At 44.7% G+C, this 14,441-nt stretch carries 12 protein-coding genes and 1 pseudogene; 10 read left to right on the plus strand and 3 right to left on the minus strand.

Annotated features, from left to right (window positions below; genetic code table 11):
- Nucleotides 1–37: 37 nt before the first annotated feature.
- Nucleotides 38–952: pseudogene (locus BDD26_RS05765) on the plus strand (LysR family transcriptional regulator).
- Here BDD26_RS05765 and BDD26_RS05770 read toward each other — a convergent pair.
- The gene (locus tag BDD26_RS05770; RefSeq protein WP_115825816.1) at nt 935–1,864 is read right to left on the minus strand and encodes a LysR family transcriptional regulator; all 930 of its coding nucleotides are present in this window, start codon (nt 1,862–1,864) and stop codon (nt 935–937) included. The pseudogene BDD26_RS05765 and the gene BDD26_RS05770 sit on opposite strands and share 18 nt — an antisense overlap.
- Nucleotides 1,865–1,984: 120 nt before the next feature.
- Here BDD26_RS05770 and lysA point away from each other — a divergent pair, with 120 nt between their 5' ends.
- A complete protein-coding gene (gene lysA / locus BDD26_RS05775) occupies nt 1,985–3,268 on the plus strand; it encodes a diaminopimelate decarboxylase (protein WP_244922670.1) in 1,284 nt (427 codons plus the stop codon).
- A gap of 65 nt (nt 3,269–3,333) precedes the next feature.
- Here lysA and fadE read toward each other — a convergent pair whose 3' ends face one another.
- On the minus strand, nt 3,334–5,781 hold the full coding sequence (fadE, locus tag BDD26_RS05780) for an acyl-CoA dehydrogenase FadE (protein ID WP_038263281.1): 2,448 nt from the start codon (nt 5,779–5,781) through the stop codon (nt 3,334–3,336).
- Nucleotides 5,782–6,039: 258 nt separating this feature from the next.
- Between fadE and lpcA the strand changes: the two genes are divergently transcribed.
- Both lpcA and BDD26_RS05790 read left to right on the plus strand, forming a co-directional pair.
- Nucleotides 6,040–6,621 carry a D-sedoheptulose 7-phosphate isomerase gene (gene lpcA, locus BDD26_RS05785; RefSeq protein WP_038263280.1) on the plus strand — a complete coding sequence of 194 codons (582 nt, stop codon included), beginning with the start codon at nt 6,040–6,042 and terminating at the stop codon, nt 6,619–6,621.
- A 34-nt stretch (nt 6,622–6,655) separates the two neighbouring features.
- Entirely contained in the window at nt 6,656–7,423 is a 768-nt protein-coding gene (locus BDD26_RS05790) for a class II glutamine amidotransferase (protein WP_038263278.1), read from the plus strand.
- On the opposite strand, the gene BDD26_RS05795 is transcribed toward BDD26_RS05790, so the two are convergent.
- Nucleotides 7,394–8,134: a L,D-transpeptidase family protein gene (locus BDD26_RS05795; RefSeq protein WP_170140379.1), complete on the minus strand. Its 741-nt coding sequence runs from the start codon at nt 8,132–8,134 to the stop codon at nt 7,394–7,396. The two genes, BDD26_RS05790 and BDD26_RS05795, sit on opposite strands and share 30 nt — an antisense overlap.
- A gap of 431 nt (nt 8,135–8,565) precedes the next feature.
- Here BDD26_RS05795 and BDD26_RS05800 point away from each other — a divergent pair, with 431 nt between their 5' ends.
- From BDD26_RS05800 to nqrF, 6 genes are read left to right on the plus strand one after another with little or no spacing between them, the layout of a single operon-like run.
- Nucleotides 8,566–9,909: a Na(+)-translocating NADH-quinone reductase subunit A gene (locus BDD26_RS05800; RefSeq protein WP_115825818.1), complete on the plus strand. Its 1,344-nt coding sequence runs from the start codon at nt 8,566–8,568 to the stop codon at nt 9,907–9,909.
- Between the two features lie 3 nt (nt 9,910–9,912).
- Nucleotides 9,913–11,151 carry an NADH:ubiquinone reductase (Na(+)-transporting) subunit B gene (locus tag BDD26_RS05805; protein WP_115825819.1) on the plus strand — a complete coding sequence of 413 codons (1,239 nt, stop codon included), beginning with the start codon at nt 9,913–9,915 and terminating at the stop codon, nt 11,149–11,151.
- Complete coding sequence (locus tag BDD26_RS05810) at nt 11,144–11,938, plus strand: Na(+)-translocating NADH-quinone reductase subunit C (RefSeq protein ID WP_115825820.1); 795 nt, start codon at nt 11,144–11,146, stop codon at nt 11,936–11,938. The genes BDD26_RS05805 and BDD26_RS05810 overlap by 8 nt, the downstream gene beginning before the upstream one ends.
- Entirely contained in the window at nt 11,931–12,560 is a 630-nt protein-coding gene (locus BDD26_RS05815) for an NADH:ubiquinone reductase (Na(+)-transporting) subunit D (protein WP_038263262.1), read from the plus strand. Before BDD26_RS05810 ends, BDD26_RS05815 begins: the two co-directional genes overlap by 8 nt.
- A gap of 8 nt (nt 12,561–12,568) precedes the next feature.
- Nucleotides 12,569–13,165 (plus strand): NADH:ubiquinone reductase (Na(+)-transporting) subunit E, encoded by a 597-nt coding sequence (gene nqrE / locus BDD26_RS05820; protein WP_038263259.1) that lies wholly within the window; start codon nt 12,569–12,571, stop codon nt 13,163–13,165.
- Between the two features lie 15 nt (nt 13,166–13,180).
- On the plus strand, nt 13,181–14,407 hold the full coding sequence (nqrF, locus tag BDD26_RS05825; protein ID WP_115825821.1) for an NADH:ubiquinone reductase (Na(+)-transporting) subunit F: 1,227 nt from the start codon (nt 13,181–13,183) through the stop codon (nt 14,405–14,407).
- Nucleotides 14,408–14,441 lie beyond the last annotated feature (34 nt).

Below are 14,441 nucleotides of genomic sequence, written 5' to 3' on the forward strand. Positions count from 1 at the left end.
TATATCGAGCTAATCAACTTGGAGATACAGAGACAAGATGGACAGGATCACCGCAGCACAGGTTTTTGTCACAATTGTTGAACAGGGCAGTTTGAGTGCAGCAGCAGATCGGCTTGATATGTCACGGGCAATGGTGTCACGTTATCTATCTGAAATGGAAAGATGGGCAGAAGTTCGTCTTCTGCATCGCACAACGCGCAATATAAGTCTGACTTCAGCGGGAGAGCAGGCTTATCAGCGTAGTCTTAAATTAATGAAGTTAGCGGAAGCGATGCCGGCTCAGCAATCGGCAGAGGCTCATACCCTGAAAGGACTATTAAGGGTAGGTTGTTCTTAATCGTTGGGAGTCAGTGCGCTGTCTGTGGCGATTCCTGAATTTATGCGGAAGTATCCTCAGGTTGCTGTTAATCTGCAAGTCAATAATAAAGTCATTAAATTGGTTGAAGAACGCATTGATTTGGCAATCCGCATTACCAATAATCTGGAGCCGAATTTGATTGCTCGTCCGCTATCGACTTGTCATTCTGTTGTTTGTGCTGCTCCTTCTTATTTAGATGGAAAAATAATCCCGCAAAAACCCGCCGATCTGGCAGAACATAATTGTTTGACATATAACTTTTTTGGCAAAAGCTTATGGCTGTTCGAAAAACAGCATCAGCAGTATTCAGTTCCTGTCAACGGTACGTTAAGTGCCAATGAATCAACGGTGCTTATGGAAGCCACCTTGCAGGGAGCCGGTATCGCTATGCAACCCTATTATTCCGTCTCACCTTACTTAAAATCCGGCCAGTTGATTGAGCTATTACCTGATTATCAACCTCAGGCAATGGGAATTTACGGTATTTATGTCAGCCGTCAAAATATGCCCGCCACTTTACGGGCATTGTTGGATTTTCTGGTTGAATGGTTTGCATCTTCTCCCCACTGGCAACAATTAATGTTGAAAAGCTAATGCTAATTTTTGTGGAAATAGCTCAGCCTGCTGTTTTAGATGAGTAATAAATATTGCGACGGGCTCTGAAGATGGGCGATGAATAGGTTTAATTAAGCTGACTGTGAACGGAATTTCGATACTGAATGGTCGTATGCAGAGCCCGGTATTTTTATCCAGATAATCCAGTGCTGTCAGTGGGTTGACAATCGATATACCAATACCTTCCCTGATCATGGCACATACTGATGCCGCACTGTGAGTTTCCATGATCATTTTGCGTGAGACCTGGTGCTTGTTAAATATCGCATCAATCAGTTGTCTGTAGCTATCTGTAATAGAAAGGCTGATAAACGGCTGTCCATGAAAATCTTCTGGTTCTAGTCGCGATTTTTGCGTGAGTGGGTGGTTGGCAGGCAAAACACAAACTTCATTCAATGTCATCAACGTCTCACGTTCGGTTCCTGCGGGTATCTGCATGTGTTCAGTCAAACCGAGATCGTAGCGTTGTGCTGAAAGCCATTCTTCCAGTAGTGGAGATTCTTGTGGAATGATTGTCAGTTGCGCATCAGGGTAGGATTGGATAAAGCTATGACAGGCTTTAGGCAGTAAGGATTGGGAGAATACTGGCAAACAGGTAATGGATAATTGGGCATATTCAAACTGGCGGATACAATCTGCCGTATTGAGTATTCTTTCCAGCCCGTAATAGGAACGCTGTACCTCTTCAAATAGTCTTATTCCTTGTGCCGTTGGGAATAAACGTCCTTTTATCCTATCGAACAACTTAAATTTCAGTAATTGTTCAAAGCGTGCCAGTTCACGGCTCACCGTTGGTTGTGAGGTTTTCAATAAAATCGCTGCATCAGTCAGATTCTTGGTGGTCATGACTGCATGAAAAATCTCTATATGTCGCCATGAACAGACGTGCATAACCGTCCCCCCTTTTTATAACGATATCGTAGATGAATAGATGATAGTAAAAAGGATATTTTTATTCCTGTCTTATTGGTGTCAATAATGAAGCATTTGCTGACTTATGAGAAAACTCCAATGACAAAACTAACTCTTACCGTTTCTTTAGGTAATAATTTTACACCAGAGAACCTCTTTAGCCTGCCCGCTGTTTATGGAACACCATTGTGGATCTATGACAGCGCTATCATTATCAAGCAAATCGAACAGTTAAAACAGTTTGATGTTATTCGTTTTGCACAGAAAGCCTGTTCCAATACTCATATTCTGCGTCTGATGAGAAAACAAGGTGTTAAAGTGGATTCTGTGTCATTAGGAGAAATTGAACGTGCGCTTCATGCCGGATTTCAGCCAGGACGAGATAAATCAGAAATCGTATTCACTGCTGATTTGATTAATGAAGAGACGTTGGATCGTGTAATTGAGTTAGATATACCCGTTAATACAGGCTCTATCGATATGCTGGAGCAGATTGGTCAGCGTCAGTCAGGCCATCCGGTTTGGCTGCGCATCAATCCGGGATTCGGTCATGGTCATAGCCAGAAAACCAATACCGGGGGTGAAAATAGTAAACATGGGATCTGGTTTCAGGATTTGCCTTTAGCTGTTGAGAAAGTTCGCCAATATAAACTGAACTTAGTGGGTTTGCATATGCATATTGGTTCAGGGGTTGATTACCAACATCTTGCTAATGTCTGTGATGCTATGGTGGAACAGGTTGTATTGTGCGGGGTGGATATTCAGGCCATTTCAGCAGGAGGAGGGTTATCCATCCCCTATAAAATTGGTGAAGAAGTTGTAGATACTGACCATTATTACAGTTTATGGCATGAAGCACGCCAACGTATTGAGCAGCATTTGGGGCATCAGATTGAGCTGGAAATTGAACCCGGCCGTTTTTTGGTTGCTGAAGCCGGGATTTTGATGGCAGAAGTACGGGCGGTAAAGTCTATGGGAAGTCGCCATTATGTGCTGGCAGATGCAGGTTTCAATGACTTGATGCGGCCAGCAATGTATGGCAGTTATCACCATATTTCTGTGTTATCTGGAAATAAGCAAAAGAGTGAAAGTGAGAGCAGTGAGAGGGCAAACTTACAGGAAACGTTGGTGGCAGGGCCATTATGTGAATCGGGAGATGTCTTTACTCAGTTGGAAGGGGGGGAGGTTATTCCCCGTATGTTGCCTGATGTTTATGTCGGGGATTATCTGATTTTCCATGATACCGGTGCTTACGGTGCATCTATGTCCTCAAATTATAATAGTCGGCCTCTGATCCCTGAAGTATTGTTGGTTGATGGTGAACCTCGTTTAATTCGACGTCGGCAGACAATACAAGAATTGTTGTCACTGGAAGAAACGTAAAAATATGGGGGCATAAAGCCCCCATATTTTTTTCATTACTTATTATTATCTGTACCATTCCAGCATCAGGCTGCTTCAGTCTGTTGCTGATTTTTAGACTTTTTTGTTGCATCGGGGACAGCAAATGCATCTGCTTCGAATTCATCAACATTGATTGAACGCAGTCTGCTGACTTCTGCACGTTTCAGGATATCAGCTTCTTCCTTAGTGATCTTATTATCCGCTAATGCTTTTTCAGCCAACTGATCCAGACGTGTGAAACTCAGGTTTTTACCTGCTTCACGGCTCAGACGAGCGTGAACAGGTTCTGCGGCAATAATGTCATGCAGTGCTTCTTCCAATAATCCATGAGGATTATGCTCACTTGGTGTCAGGTATTGCCCACGCCCAATCCGGTCACGAGTTGCGGATGGTGTTTGTAGTATCTGTGCCAGTTTGTGATCCAATTTATCGGATGGTGCAATATGTGAGCGACCTAACGGGAAGATGATAACTCGCATTAAACCGGCAACCAGACGATTTGGGAAGTTACGTAGCAAATCGCTCAGGGCTTGTTCTGCCTGATACAAGGCATCCTCTACAGCCCATTGAACCAGTGGTAAATCTTCTTTCTGGCGACCTTCATCTTCGTAACGTTTTAAGGTCGCTGTTGCCAGGAAAAGTTGACTCAGAATATCTCCTAAACGGGCAGAGATGCGTTCACGACGTTTCAAACTGCCGCCCAATATCCCCATGGAAACATCAGACATTAAGGCAAGGTTTGCACTCAGTCGATTGATGTGCTGATAGTAACGGCGCGTTGCATCATTGACTGGGGCATTGCTGGTCCTGCCATTGGTAATACCTAGCCACAGGCTGCGCAATGTATTACTGGCAACGTGTCCTAAGTGACCGAACAATGCTTTATCAAACGCTTTGACATCATTGTCTTCTGCTGCGGCTATTTCAGCCAGGACATAAGGATGGCAGCGGATTGCACCTTGACCAAAGATAATCATGCTACGGGTCAGAATGTTCGCACCTTCTACGGTAATAGCGATAGGTGCACCTTGATAACCACGAGCCAGGAAGTTGGATGGACCGAGACAGATACCTTTACCACCAGCAATATCCATCGCATCAATAATGGAACGCTGTCCTCTGTGGGTACAGTGATATTTCACGATAGCAGACAGAACGGCAGGTTTTTCGCCCAGCATAATGCCGCTTGTGATCATTGTTGCCGCAGCATCCATCAGGTAAGAGTTACCCGCGATGCGGGCCAGTGGCTCTTCAATACCTTCCATTTTGCCGATAGGCAGTTTGAATTGACGGCGAATATAAGAGTAAGCACCGATAGCCATAGCTGCGCTTTTCAAGCCGCCGGTTGCATTGGATGGCAGGGTAATACCACGACCAACAGACAGACACTCAACCAGCATACGCCAGCCTTGTCCTGCCATTTTGGTTCCACCAATGATGTAATCGATGGGAACGAAAATATCTTTACCGCGGGTTGGACCATTCTGGAATGGAATATTCAGAGGGAAATGACGATGACCGATTTCAACACCTGGGGTATTTGTTGGGATCAGGGCACAGGTTATACCCAGTGATTCAGTCTCACCCAATAAGTGATCCGGGTCATACAGTTTGAATGCCAGGCCCAATACAGTTGCGATAGGAGCAAGAGTAATATAACGCTTGTTCCAGTTCAGGCGCATACCGAGTACTTGTTCGCCTTGCCATTCGCCCATACAGACGACACCAGTATCAGGAATTGCCCCTGCATCTGAACCCGCTTCCGGGCTGGTCAAAGCAAAACAAGGGATCTCCTCACCACGGGCGAGGCCGGGAAGATAACGTTTTTTCTGCTCATCTGTACCGTAGTGTTGCAACAGTTCTCCGGGTCCCAATGAGTTAGGTACACCAACAGTTATCGCCAGAATACCGGAGACACCTGCCAGTTTTTGCAGAACTTGTGATTGAGCGTAAGCTGAGAATTCCAGACCGCCGTATTCTTTTTTGATGATCATGGCAAAGAAACGGTGTTCTTTCAGATAGACCCACAGCTCTGGAGGTAAATCAGCTAATTCATGGCTGATTTGGAAATCATTTGCCATACGGCAGGCTTCTTCCACGGGGCCATTGATGAATGCTTGTTCTTCAGCGGTTAACTGTGGTTTTGGATAGTTATGTAATTTATTCCAGTCAGGGTTACCGCGGAACAGATCACCTTCCCACCATGTTGTACCAGCATCAATCGCTTCTTTCTCTGTACTGGACATACTTGGCATAACCTTGCGGAATGCTTTCAAACCAGGCGCAGAGAATAGAGAGATACGAGTTGGAGTGAAGACAAGAGGGAACAGGATAATAGCGAGTGGTAACAGCAACCAATAGCTCCAAAGGCCCGTAACCCCCATGATGAATGTATAGGCAATAAGCAGTAAGCTGCTGGCAGTCAGGCTGACTTTGCGGTAACAAAGCCCTCCAATCAAGACTAAAAACAAAATAATGCTGAGGACGGTCATAGTAAAACTCCTGTAAATCTCAGGTTGAGTCGTCAGAGGTCTGACCTGTTGTGATGTCCTTCTCTTTTAGATGAGAAAGAGACAATTATCAATATTTTTACATCTTAATTACAATGTGGCTCACAAAGTCATTGAAGTTTTTGGTGGGGGAATTTCTTAGCCATGTGATGGTATCTTCTTTCAGGGGGTGGAATCCGTTACACTGGGTAACTGTTATTATTAATCTCGCAGACCTTTCCTTTCAGGAGTATGAGTCCCATGTATCAAGATCTGATCCGCAGTGAGTTATCCGAAGCCGCAGAGACGCTGGCTAATTTCCTCAACGATAATACAAATATTGAGGCCATTCAAAAAGCGGCCGTTTTGTTGGCTGATTCATTTAAGGCAGGAGGAAAAGTGCTTTCGTGTGGTAATGGAGGTTCACACTGTGATGCTATGCATTTTGCGGAAGAGTTGACAGGCCGTTATCGCGAAAATCGTCCGGGATATCCTGGTATCGCTATTTCTGATCCTAGCCATTTATCCTGTGTTAGCAATGACTTTGGCTATGATTATGTGTTTTCCCGTTATATTGAGGCCGTTGGTCAGAAGGGGGATGTCTTGCTCGGAATTTCGACTTCGGGCAATTCCGGTAATATTATTAAGGCAATTGAAGCTGCCCGCACAAAAGGAATGAAAGTCATTACGCTGACTGGCAAAGATGGCGGCAAAATGGCAGGAACCGCAGATGTTGAAATTCGTGTGCCGCATTTTGGTTATGCAGATCGCATCCAGGAAATTCATATCAAAGTGATCCATATTTTGATTCAGTTGATTGAAAAAGAAATGGTAAGAGTCTGATTACAGATTGTCAGGTGCAGGTTAGAGGTAGGCAATGTGTGAATTACTTGGCATGAATGCCAATGTACCAACGGATATCGTTTTCAGTTTGAGTGGTCTGATCCAACGTGGCGGGAATACCGGCCCTCACAGGGACGGTTGGGGAATTACTTTCTATGAAGGGCTGGGCTACCGAACTTTCAAAGATCATCAACCCTGTTATCATTCACCTGTTGCCCGCTTTATTCAGGGTTATCCGATCAAATCAGAGGCCATTATTGCCCATATCCGTCAGGCCAACCGTGGCAATGTATCTCTGGTCAATACCCATCCATTTACACGTGAATTGTGGGGCAGACACTGGACTTACGCTCATAATGGTCAATTGAAAGGATACCGTAATCTGAAAACGGGAAATTATCGTCCGGTTGGTGAAACTGACAGTGAGCGGGCATTTTGTTGGATATTGTACCAATTATCAATCAGATATCCGAAGCGGCCTGCTAACTGGTCTGCGGTGTTCCGTTTTATTGCATCATTGGCAGATGAACTCAGGGAAAAAGGGGTGTTCAATATGCTGTTATCTGACGGGAAATTTATGATGGCCTATTGTTCGACACAATTGCATTGGATTACCCGTCGGTCACCTTTCGGTAAGGCAACATTGCTCGATCAGGATATTGAAATTGATTTTCAGCAACATACCCATCCTGATGATGTGGTATCAGTGATCGCAACTCAGCCTTTAACACATAACGAAGCCTGGAATAAAATTGAGCCGGGAAGCTATGCTTTATTTCACCTCGGTGAACGCATGCTCTGATTGATTTTGCCGAACAGGTGGAGGTGCCACGCTAACAATATATTGCCCTCTGATAACATTGACAGTAGCGGGTGTGCCGTTTTTGACAAAATATTCATAGGCAGGTTGTAACTGTTCCCAAAATGGGTAATTAGCATTATTGTGATGGCGTCTCATATTTGATGGCGTCATCCTGAAAGGGTAAATATTAATCTTGATTTCACGTTGTCCATGATGAAGTGCCCTTTCCACATATCGATATATCTCATCCATATAACGATTAGTCATGGCATAGCAGCCAATGGATTTACATTCACCATGGATCATTAAATTCTTACCAGAATAACCTCGGTATTTATCAAATTCGTTAGGAAAGCCCAAATTAATGGCCCGGTAATAGCTGCTATCCGGCTTTAACTGTTTAAGGTTGATGTGGTAAAAACCTTCCGGGCTTTTGAAATCACCGGTCAATGTCTTGGGGCCAAGACCACCGGAGTAATTGCAAACAGGATATTGTCGGGTTAGTTGATAATGCCCGGTGCTGTTTTTGGTGTAGAGTTCAAGAACTTTTTCTTCTTTGAATATTTGAATGAAGATCTCAGAGCCGAGCTGTTTTAATGGAGAGTGTTCACTTAATGAATTATTCCTTAATAATGCGCCTTTAGCCAGAGTAAAAATTGGCATATTGGTAAGAAGTAAGATGAGTGAGAAATAAATAAATTTTTCTTTCATAACATCGCTACCTAAAAGTTAATAAATTAATGAAATACTGAGTTTAAGGTTATCAGGTCATGGCAATATGCTGAGTAAATATAACCGCAATATTTGGCTCCCATAAAATAATCGATTGCGCAAAAAGCACTCCTTTGTCGGGAAAAATGAGGCTTAGGCTCGGCTTTATCGAGCAGTTAACAGTTCAGCAGAGAAATTATTTTTATTTGCTTGAGCTAAATCACTTGATTAGTCAGACAGTATTTGGGGGAAATGTTAGAATTGTTGTCGGCGAAACTTAAGAAAATATTGTAACGATTATCGGCATGAATGATTTGAGACATATGCCGCTCAACGTGTTTTTTTATTACTGAAGTCGCTGCATTATCCCAGGGGAATTCCGCAGGATGATCTGTAGCATATGATTTAACTGATAAACTTGTGCAAATCTTATGATTAAAATTAAAAAAGGACTCGACCTCCCGATAGCAGGAGCGCCTGCCCAAGTTATAGAAGATGGTCCGACGATTCGCCATGTCGCCTTATTGGGCGAGGAATATGTTGGAATGCGTCCTTCTATGCTGGTTAAGGAAGGTGAGCATGTTAAAAAAGGGCAAATTCTTTTTGAAGATAAAAAGAATCCAGGGGTAGTTTTTACCAGTCCCGCAAGTGGGAAAATTGTTACCATTGGACGCGGAGAGCGTCGTGTACTGCAATCTGTTGTGATTGAAATTAGTGGTGATGAACAAATCACATTTGATCGTTATGATCGTGCTGAACTTGCTGGTCTGACTCGTGAACAGGTAGAAAAAAACCTGCTCGCATCAGGGCTGTGGGCGGCATTGCGTACACGTCCTTTCAGTCGTTCACCTGTCCCCGGTTCCACACCAAAGGCAATCTTTGTCACGGCAATAGATACACAGCCACTGGCTGCTGATCCATCTGTCGTTATTGCGGCACAGGAAGAGGCCTTTGTTGATGGGCTGAATATTCTGTCAAAACTGACAGAAGGAAAAATCCACGTCTGCCATGGCGCTGGAAATATTCCAAATGCAGGGAACAACTCTCAAATTACTTACAACCAATTTGTCGGTCCACATCCGGCAGGGCTGGTTGGAACACATATTCATTTCATTGAACCAGTCAGCGCCCAAAAAACAGTATGGCACTTGGGATATCAGGATGTTATCGCTATCGGTAAGTTATTCACAACCGGTGAACTGTATACTGATCGCGTAATCTCTCTGGCAGGGCCGCAGGTTAAATCACCACGTCTGGTTCGTTCCTGTCTGGGTGCTGATTTGCTGGAGTTGACGCAAGGTCAGTTGAAAGAAGGTGAGAACCGTATCATTTCCGGTTCTGTACTTTGTGGTATGAAATCAGATGACGTTCATCATTATCTGGGACGTTTCCACACTTTGGTCTCTGTTCTGGCTGAAGGGCGTGAAAAAGAACTGTTTGGCTGGATTGCTCCGGGAGTTAATAAATTCTCCATTACCCGTACTACCATCGGTCACTTCCTGAAAAAGAAACGTTTTGCTTTTTCAACCACGACAAATGGCGGAGAGCGCTCTATGGTGCCAATCGGCAACTATGAGCGGGTGATGCCGTTGGACATTATGGCTACTCATCTGCTTCGTGACTTGCTGGCGGGAGACACTGACAGCGCTCAGGCACTGGGTTGTCTGGAGTTGGATGAAGAAGATTTGGCACTGTGTACTTATGTTTGCCCAGGTAAATATGAGTATGGTCCGGTACTGCGTGAAGTGCTGACTAAGATTGAGCAGGAAGGGTAATTCATGGGCCTGAAAAATTTATTTGAGAAAGTAGAACACCACTTTGAGGCCGGTGGCAAGCTGGAAAAGTATTATCCTCTCTATGAGGCAGTAAGCACCGTCTTTTACACTCCGGGAACAGTGACAAAGGGAACCGCCCACGTCCGTGATGCCATCGATCTCAAGCGTATGATGATTCTGGTATGGATGTCAGTTTTTCCGGCCATGTTCTGGGGAATGTATAATGTAGGGAATCAGGCGATACCTGCATTGACTCATCTATACAGTGGAGAGGCATTACAACAGGTTCTGACTTCTGACTGGCATTATATATTGGCCCAGTATCTTGGCGCATCACTGACACCGGATGCAGGGTGGGGCAGTAAAATGCTGCTAGGGGCAACCTATTTTCTGCCAATTTATGCTGTCGTTTTTGTGGTTGGTGGCTTTTGGGAAATCTTATTTGCCATTATCCGCAAACATGAAATCAACGAAGGCTTCTTTGTCAGCTCTATTCTGTTCGCACTGATTGTTCCGCCAACACTGCCATTGTGGCAGGCGGCACTGGGGATTACTTTTGGTGTCGTAGTTGCAAAAGAAATCTTTGGTGGTACAGGTCGTAACTTCCTTAACCCGGCTCTGGCGGGGCGTGCTTTCTTGTTTTTTGCTTATCCTGCCCAAATTTCAGGTGATTTGGTCTGGACTGCGGCTGACGGTTTTTCCGGGGCAACTCCTCTGTCTCAATGGGCGAATGCGGGCCAGCATGCTCTGATGAACACCATCACAGGCCAGCCTGTTACATGGATGGATGCATTCCTTGGTAATATCCCCGGCTCAATTGGTGAAGTTTCTACTCTGATGATTTTCATCGGTGGTGCCATCATTCTGTTTGCCCGTATTGCTTCGTGGCGTATCGTTGCAGGTGTCATGATCGGCATGATTGCAATGTCCTACCTGTTTAATGCGATTGGTTCAGAGACTAACCCAATGTTCGCCATGCCATGGTATTGGCATATGGTTCTGGGTGGCTTTGCTTTCGGTATGATCTTTATGGCAACAGATCCAGTATCTGCTGCATTTACGGATAAAGGAAAATGGGCATACGGCATTCTGATTGGGGTGATGTGTATCCTGATCCGTGTCGTAAACCCTGCTTACCCAGAAGGGATGATGTTGGCGATTCTGTTCGCTAACCTGTTCGCGCCACTGTTCGATTATCTGGTCGTACAGGCCAATATTAAGCGGAGAAAAGCCCGTGGCTAATGATAAACCAAAAAATAATGACAGCATCGGCAGAACGTTTCTTGTTGTTTTTGTGCTGTGCCTGGTATGCTCAATTGTCGTTGCGGGTTCAGCCGTAGGTTTGAAAGCACAGCAACAAGAACAAAAACTGTTGGATAAACAGCGTAATATTCTGGATGTTGCTGGTTTGCTGAAACCAGACATGACAACAGCAGAAATCAAAGCCACTTATAACAGCCGTATTCAGCCAAGATTGCTTGATTTGAAAACAGCAACATTCGAAAAAAGTGATGGCAATTTTGATCTGAATAATGCCCTGCGCAGTAATGAAACCAGCATAGCTTTATCTCCAGAACAGGATCTGGCGAAAATCCGTCGTCGTGCTGATATGGCAGAAATCTATCTGGTTAAAGATGAACATGGCAAAACTACTGAGTTGGTATTACCGATATATGGCTCAGGCCTGTGGTCAATGATGTATGCCTTTATTTCCATTGATGTGGATGGCGTAACATCTCGCGGTATTACGTACTACTCTCACGGCGAAACACCGGGATTGGGTGGTGAAGTTGATAACCCGCAATGGCGTAAGCAATGGGTTGGCAAAAAACTTTATAACCCGGAAGGTGCTCCGGCGCTCAAAATCGTTCGTGGTGGCGCGGGTAATAATCCTTATGGTGTGGATGGTTTGTCTGGCGCGACTCTGACTTCCAATGGTGTTCAGCATATGTTTGATTTCTGGTTGGGTGATAATGGCTTTGGCCCGTTCCTGAAAAAAGTACGCGAGGGAGCCTTGAAAGATGGCTGATAGTAAAGAGATAAAACGCGTCCTTCTTGGGCCGCTGTTTGATAATAACCCAATTGCATTACAGGTTTTGGGTGTGTGTTCAGCATTGGCTGTAACAACCAAACTGGAAACTGCATTGGTGATGACGCTTGCTGTGACACTGGTAACAGCATTTTCTAACTTTTTCATTTCGTTGATTCGTAATTACATTCCGGGCAGTGTGCGGATCATTGTACAGATGGCGATTATTGCCTCGTTGGTTATTGTGGTAGATCAGATTTTGCGGGCATATGCCTATGAAATCTCGAAACAGTTATCTGTGTTTGTCGGCCTTATCATCACTAACTGTATCGTAATGGGACGTGCAGAAGCCTATGCCATGAAATCTCCTCCAGTAGAGAGTTTCATGGATGGTATCGGTAATGGTTTAGGCTATGGTGTCATCCTGTTACTGGTGGGCTTTTTGCGTGAGCTGATTGGCTCAGGAAAACTGTTGGGTATTACTGTGATGGAATCCATCAAAAATGGGGGTTGGTATCAGCCTAACGGTCTGTTCCTGCTGGCACCAAGTGCATTCTTCATCATTGGTATGCTGATTTGGGGTCTGCGGACTCTTAAACCTGAGCAGGTTGATAAGGAGTAACAGACAACATGGAACATTATATCAGTTTATTTGTCCGTGCCGTCTTTATCGAGAATATGGCGTTATCCTTCTTTCTCGGTATGTGTACTTTTCTGGCGGTGTCTAAAAACGTCAAAACTGCTTTTGGTCTGGGCGTTGCTGTAACGGTTGTTTTGGGAATTTCTGTTCCTGCCAATAACCTTGTTTACAATCTGGTACTCCGTGATGGAGCCCTGATTGATGGGGTTGATCTGAGTTTCCTGAACTTCATTACCTTTATTGGTGTGATCGCTGCACTGGTGCAGATTCTGGAAATGATCCTTGATCGTTACGTTCCTGCACTTTACAACGCGCTGGGGATTTTCCTGCCGTTGATTACGGTGAACTGTGCGATTTTCGGTGGTGTTTCTTTCATGGCACAGCGTGACTATAACTTTGGCGAATCCATCGTATATGGATTCGGTTCAGGTATGGGCTGGATGCTGGCAATTGTTCTGATGGCTGCTATTCGTGAAAAAATGAAATATGCGGATGTTCCGGCAGGTTTGAAAGGACTGGGGATCACCTTTATTACCACCGGATTGATGGCATTGGGCTTTATGTCCTTCTCCGGCGTGCAGCTCTAAAGGAGAGAATAATTCATGGATATAATCATTCTAGGCGTAGTAATGTTTACCCTGATTGTGTTGGCGCTGACGGCAATGATTTTGTTCGCAAAATCGAAGTTAGTGAACACCGGGGATATTAAAGTTGAAGTCAACGGCGATGAGGAGAAAAGTTTTACAGCTCCCGCTGGTGACAAGTTGTTGGGTATGCTTGCCAATCAGGGCATTTTCGTTTCTTCAGCTTGTGGCGGCGGTGGCTCTTGTGGTCAGTGCCGTGTGAAGATCAGAGAAGGCGGTGGTGACATCCTGCCTACAGAGCTGTCTCACATTAACAAGCGTGAAGCGAAAGAAGGCTGCCGTCTGGCATGCCAGGTTAATGTTAAGCAAGATCTGAAAATTGAACTGCCGGAAGAGATCTTCGGTGTTAAGAAATGGGAATGTGAAGTTATCTCTAACGATAACAAAGCGACTTTCATTAAGGAATTAAAACTGAAAATACCTGATGGGGAAGTTGTACCATTCCGTGCAGGTGGTTACATTCAGATTGAATGTCCTCCACATATTGCCCGTTATGCTGATTTTGATGTACCGCAGGAATATCGTGAAGATTGGGATAAATTTAATTTGTTCCGCTATGTTTCTGAAGTCAATGAGCCGACAGTTCGTGCATACTCAATGGCAAACTATCCGGAAGAGCATGGCATCATTATGCTGAACGTACGTATTGCCACACCTCCGCCAAGAAACCCTGATGTGACACCGGGTATCATGTCTTCTTACATCTGGTCATTAAAAGCCGGTGATAAAGTGACAATTTCCGGCCCATTCGGTGAATTCTTCGCGAAGGATACTGATGCTGAAATGGTATTCATCGGTGGTGGTGCAGGTATGGCACCAATGCGTTCCCACATTTTCGATCAGCTCAATCGTCTGAGTACCAAGCGTAAGATCTCTTTCTGGTATGGTGCCCGCTCCAGGCGTGAAATGTTCTATACCGAAGATTTCGACCAACTGGCGGCAGAAAATGAAAACTTCACCTGGCATGTTGCGCTGTCTGATGCCTTGCCGGAAGATAACTGGGATGGTTATACAGGTTTTATTCACAATGTCCTGTATGAAAATTATCTGAAAGACCACCCGGCACCAGAAGATTGTGAATTCTACATGTGTGGGCCTCCGGTCATGAACGCTGCGGTCATTAAGATGCTGAAAGACCTTGGTGTAGAAGATGAAAACATCATGCTGGATGATTTCGGCGGCTGATGATTTTAATCAGATAATGACGGTAACACTTTGA

Origin of the sequence: Xenorhabdus cabanillasii (assembly GCF_003386665.1) — a bacterium.
GTDB lineage: Bacteria > Pseudomonadota > Gammaproteobacteria > Enterobacterales > Enterobacteriaceae > Xenorhabdus > Xenorhabdus cabanillasii.